The sequence below is a fragment of the Brevundimonas denitrificans genome (assembly GCF_030160755.1).
GTDB classification, from domain to species: Bacteria; Pseudomonadota; Alphaproteobacteria; order Caulobacterales; family Caulobacteraceae; genus Brevundimonas; species Brevundimonas denitrificans.
Map to the genome: position 1 here is coordinate 1 of NZ_BSOY01000102.1, position 5,473 is coordinate 5,473.

The 5,473-nt window shown below is 70.3% G+C and carries 5 protein-coding genes; all 5 read left to right on the forward strand.

Going from position 1 to position 5,473, the window contains the following annotated elements; all coding sequences use genetic code 11:
• A partial coding sequence (locus QQJ79_RS14515; RefSeq protein WP_284223632.1) for an SGNH/GDSL hydrolase family protein occupies positions 1 to 770 on the forward strand: 770 nt, incomplete at its 5' end.
• A gap of 2 nt (positions 771 to 772) precedes the next feature.
• The gene (locus QQJ79_RS14520) at positions 773 to 2,020 is read left to right on the forward strand and encodes a GDSL-type esterase/lipase family protein (RefSeq protein ID WP_284223633.1); all 1,248 of its coding nucleotides are present in this window, start codon (positions 773 to 775) and stop codon (positions 2,018 to 2,020) included.
• Positions 2,021 to 3,421: an MBOAT family O-acyltransferase gene (locus tag QQJ79_RS14525; protein ID WP_284223635.1), complete on the forward strand. Its 1,401-nt coding sequence runs from the start codon at positions 2,021 to 2,023 to the stop codon at positions 3,419 to 3,421.
• 15 nt (positions 3,422 to 3,436) lie between these two features.
• Positions 3,437 to 3,955: a hypothetical protein gene (locus QQJ79_RS14530; RefSeq protein ID WP_284223636.1), complete on the forward strand. Its 519-nt coding sequence runs from the start codon at positions 3,437 to 3,439 to the stop codon at positions 3,953 to 3,955.
• Positions 3,956 to 4,006: 51 nt separating this feature from the next.
• Positions 4,007 to 5,323, forward strand: a complete 1,317-nt coding sequence (locus QQJ79_RS14535; RefSeq protein WP_284223638.1) for a tyrosinase family protein — start codon at positions 4,007 to 4,009, stop codon at positions 5,321 to 5,323.
• Positions 5,324 to 5,473 lie beyond the last annotated feature (150 nt).

Below are 5,473 nucleotides of genomic sequence, written 5' to 3' on the forward strand. Positions count from 1 at the left end.
CCGCGCCGGTCGCCGCCGCCCCGGCAACCGCCCCGGTCCCCGCCATGGCCCGCGTGACGCCGCTGCACGCGCGGCTGGCCCAGGGGCCCTTGCGGATCGGGGTGTTCGGCGACTCCATGGCCGACGGCCTGTACGCGGGCCTGTACCGCGACCTTCAGGACCAGCCGAACGTCTCGGTGACCAAATTCTCGCAGGTTTCGACCGGGCTGAGCCGCTACGATTATGTGAACATCCAGGCCAAGACCCAGGCCCAGCTCGACGAGCATCCGGTCGATGTGGCCGTGATGCTGTTCGGCACCAACGACGCCCAGGGCATCGACACCGGCGGCGTGGTGCACATGTTCGGCACGGACGGCTGGAAGGCCGCCTATGGCCGCCGGATCGACGATCTGGTCGCCCTTCTGCGCAGCCGCAATGTGGCGGTCTACTGGGTCGGCCTGCCGCGCATGAAGCGCGACAGCTTCGACGGCAAGATGATGGTGATCAACGGCGTGGTCGAGGCCCGGATGCGGGCGCTGGGCGTGCCCTATATCGAGACCGTGGGTCTGACCTCGAACGCCGGGGGCGGCTATGAAGCCTATCTGCCCACCGACGGCGGACGCCGGGTGCTGATGCGCGCCGGCGACGGCATCCATATGTCGATGGCCGGCTATCTGCGCATGAGCGCCCCGGTCGCCGCGCGGCTGAAGCGCGACGCCGGACTGGATCGTCCGCAGGCGACGCCGGGACCGGTTTCAGCGGCCGCGCCGCCCGTCTCGCCCGCCGCCTGAGCATGAAGGCGTTCGCCGGGGCCCTCGTCGCGGCTGTTCTGGCGTCCGCGGCGGCCGCCCAGGTTCCCTATGGACCCGCCGACACGCTCGCCCCGGGCGCTTCCGTCTGTCCGAACGGCCTGTGCCAGCCGGAGGCGCTGGACGGCGTGTTCGAGGCGCTCGCCCGGGCGGAAGCCCGCCGCGGCACGGAGCCGGTGCATATCCTCCAGATCGGCGACAGCCATACGGCGGGCGACCGCATCACCGGCAAGCTGAGAGCGGCGCTGCAGGCGCGGTTCGGGGATGGCGGCCGCGGGGTGCTGCCGCCGGGCGTGCCCTATGACGGCTATGCGCCGCTGCAGGTCGAGGTGGCCACGAGCGGCTGGACGACCATGCTCGCGCCATTGGCCGGCAAAGCGGGCTACGTCCGGGCCGGAGTCGGGCTGAGCGGGGTGCAGGCCATCACCGTGCAGCCGGGCAGCAGCCTGACGTTCCGGCGGGAGTCGCTGTCGCCCGCCTTCATCCGGATCGGTTTGTGCGGCGACGGGCCTGGTCGGCTGCAGGTGGCGGCGGACGACGAGAGCTGGACCGTGGACTTCGGCGAGGAACGCTGCGCGACCCTGTACGCCGGGGGGAGTCCGCGACAGGTCGAGCTTCGCGCGCTGGACGAGGTCCTGTCCCTGCACGACGTGCGCCTGACCAACATCGCGCCGGGGGTGGAGCTGTCCAACCTCGGCGTGGTCGGGGCGACAATCCGGGATCTGGCGGCGCGGGACCAGCGCGTGGTGGCGCGCGAGCTGGCGGCGTGGCGGCCGGCGCTGATCATACTGGCGTTCGGCGCCAATGAGGGGTTCGACGACAGACTGGACGCGCGGGCCTATGAGGCGCTGCTGCGCGGACAGATCACGCGCCTGCGGCGACTGGCGCCGGCGGCCTCGCTGATGATCCTGGGCGCGCCCGACGCCCTGCGAAACGGGGTCGTGAACGGCTGCAGCGCCGACGGACTGCGCGCGCCGGCGCCGTCGCTGGCGGTGGTGCGGGATGTGCAACGCCGGGTCGCCGCCGACATGGGTGTGGCGTTCTGGGACTGGCACGGACGGATGGGCGGCGACTGTTCGGCGGATCGGCTGGCGATGAGGGGCGAGCCCTTCATGTTGCGCGACCGGGTGCATTTCAGCTCGGCCGGCGCCGACTGGATCGGCGGGGTCCTGCACGCCGATCTGATGACCGCCTATGAGGCCTGGTCGGCGCGACGCGGGGGAGGCGAATAGATGCTGTTCCCCACGCTCGCCTTCGGCGTCTTCTTCCTGTTCGTCTATTTCACCGCCTGGTCGCTGGACCGCGAGAACGGGCGGCGCAAACTGTTCCTGCTGCTGGCCAGCTGGTTCTTCTACGCCCAGTGGGACTGGCGTTTCGTCGCCCTGCTGATCGGGTCGGCGGTGCTGAACTGGGGCGTCGGCGCGCTGATCGCGCGGCAGCCGGGAGCGAAGAAGGCCTGGCTGGTCGGGCTGGGGGTCGCGGCCAACCTGCTGATCCTCGGCTTCTTCAAATACTACGGCTTCTTTATCGAACAGGCGGGCGACCTGCTGATGCGGTTCGGCTGGGAGCGGGACCTGCCGCTGCTGCAGATCGTGCTCCCGGTAGGGATCAGCTTCTTCACCTTCCAGGGCATATCGTACGTGGTCGACGTGCATCGCGGGAAGACGCCGCCGGCGAAGAGCCTGCTCGACGTCATGCTGCTGATGAGCTTCTTCCCGCATCTGGTGGCGGGGCCGATCGTACGGGCTTCGGACCTGCTGCCGCAGTTCGACCGGACGCCGCGCCTGACGCGGGCGATGGCGACGCACGGCCTGCTGCTGATCGTCTGGGGCCTGTTCAAGAAGACGGTGATCGCGTCGGAGATTTCGGTGAACCTGGTCGATCCGGTGTTCTTCGATCCGTCGGCCTATGGGGCGATCGACATCGCCGCGGCGGTCTATGGCTATGCGGTCCAGATCTATTGCGACTTCTCGGCCTATTCGGACATGGCCATCGGGATCGCCGCCCTGCTGGGCTATTCCTTCCCGCGCAATTTCGACCAGCCGTACCGGGCGTCGTCGATGCAGAGCTTCTGGCGGCGCTGGCATATCAGCCTGTCCAGCTGGCTGCGCGACTACCTCTATGTGCCGCTGGGGGGCGGTCGGAAGGGACTGATCTCGAGCTGCATCAACGTCTTCATCACCATGGTGCTGGGCGGGCTGTGGCACGGGGCGGCCTGGACCTTCCTGGCCTGGGGCGCCCTGCACGGCGGGGTGCAGGTGATTGAACGGCTGGGCCGCGCGGCCTTCGGCGACCGCAAGGTCGTACCGACCGTGGTCGGGGTGCTCGTCACCTTCCACATCGTCTGCCTGGGCTGGATCCTGTTCCGGGCCGAGAATTTCGACCTGGCCATGGCCATGCTGCAGGGGCTGGCGCGGATCGGGCCGGTCACGGCGCTGACGCCGCTGCTGCTGACCCTGATCATCGGCGGTCTGGCCATGCACTGGCTGCCGCCGCGCGCCATCGAGGGCGTGGCCGAGCGGCTGAAGGCGGCGCCGTCGCTGACTCTCGGCCTGCTGGTCGGCGCGGCCTTCCTGCTCATCGAGGCGGTGCGTCCCGAAGGCGTGGCCCCCTTCATCTATTTCCAGTTCTGAGGCGTTGAGACGGCGATGAACGACGAGCGCGATCCTCCCGAAATCCCGCTGGAGCCGTTTCCGGTTCACCGGCCGGAATCGCCCTTTCCGCCGCTGTACGAGAGCCTGCCCCCGGGGCCGGCCGATCCGCCCAGCGACTGGATCCAGAGCGCCGACGCCCACGACCTGCCGACCCGCGAGAACCGGCTGGCGGCGCTGGGGCGGTTCGCCTTTCCGCCCGCCCCGCCGCTGGACGATGAGGGCGTGGCGGCCCGCGACCGGCGCTGGACCAGCCGGACGATCGTCGTGGTCGCGGCCTTCCTGCTGGTGTTCAACGCCGTCTCGCCCCTGAACTGGTCGCGGCAGCAGCCGCCCTCCTGGCTGCAGGGCACGGTCCAGCAGTTGTCCGGGGTCTGGGTGGGCCAGCTGGCGGTGTTCGGCGTGGACATGCCGCGACAGGGCGCCCGCGAGGCCTGGATGGCGGCCCGTGACGCGCGGTTCATCGGGCAGGAACCGGCGGCGGCCGCAGGCTCGACAGCGGCCGGAGTTTCGTGAAACCTGCGGCTGCGTCGGGGCTTCCCTGACGGCTTGGGGAGCGGGGGCTTCGTGAAGATCGACAGACGCAGGGCGCTGGCCGGCGCCGCGATGCTCGGCCTTGGAGCCGGGCCGGCTTTCAGCCAGACGGCGCGGCGCGTGCGGCGCGGGGCCTCCAGCCTCTCGGCGACCAGCGATGATGTGGTGGCGTTCGGAGAGGGCATGGCCCTGATGAAGCGCCGCAGCGACGCCCGGTCATGGTCGCGCCAGAACACCCTCCACGCCCGCAACGGCCAGCACAACAACGGCCTCTTCCTGCCCTGGCACAGGCTCCAGCTGGCGCACCTCGAGCGGATCATCGCCGAGCTGACAGGGCATGCGGCTTTCGCCATGCCCTATTGGGACGCCCAGGAGCACCAGACCCTGCCGTCATGGGTGACCGGAACAGACGCGCCGTTATACGAACGGCAACGGGCCCAGGGCGTCGATACGCTGGACTTCAGCGCCGCCCGCTGGGCGAGATCGCCCCATGTCTCGCGACTGACATCCGACGGGTTCGAGACCTTCGCCGGCCGGCTTCCCGACGGCGCCGGCATGGTCGAGGGCTACGGCCACAACTTCATCCATGAGCTGGTCGGCGGTCTGATGAAGCGGCTGGCGACGGCGGCCAATGATCCGGTTTTCTGGCTGCATCACGCCAATGTCGACCGGGTCTGGGCGACCTGGCATGCGCGGCAGGCGGCGAACGTCTATCCGGCCGACTGGACGGCGCGCACGCTGGCCGGTTTCGTCGGCGCCCGGGGCGAGGACACCGGAGACTGGCGCGTCGGCGACGTGCTGGAGACCCGGTCGCTGGGTTACACCTACGATCACCTGTTTCCCTTCCCCGTGTTCAGTGCGCCGGACGCGGGGCCTCCGGGGGCGACGCGGCGCGAGCCGCTGGGCGGGGTGGTTTACCGGATGCGCGCCGAAGGGGAGGCGGGGCGCGATCGCATGAGCGTGTCTCTGCCCGCCGAAGCCTTGGCGCGAATGCGGGCCGCAGACGATACGCTGATGATCAGCGGCGCGGGGTCCGTGGCCTATGCGGCGACGGAAAATCTTCTCGACCGGTCGATCGAAATCCGCATGACCTGCGCGGGACGGACCGTGTCCCTGGGCGCCTCGCCGACCTTCCTGCATCTGGTGGAAGGGGAGCATGCCGGACATCGCGGGGCCTACAGCCTGCCGTTCCGCTTCGGCGAGGAGGTGCTGAACCTGATCGGGGACCAGGATCAGCCGGTCACCGTCGTCGTGGCGGCCGAAGACCTCGATCCCGACTCCCGCCGTCCGCCGGCGCAAGGCGTGGCGCTCGATCTGTCGCTGACCCTGACTGAAAGCCGCTGGGCATGAGCCGTCTGAGGATCGTCCTGATGCTGTTGCTGGCGGGGCTGGCCCTGCCGATGGCGGGCTGTTCCGCGATGCAGGACCAGGTCCCGCCGCCGGTCGTGGCGCCGCCGCCGCCGCCGCCTCCGCCGCCTCCGCCGCCGCCGCCGCCGCCCG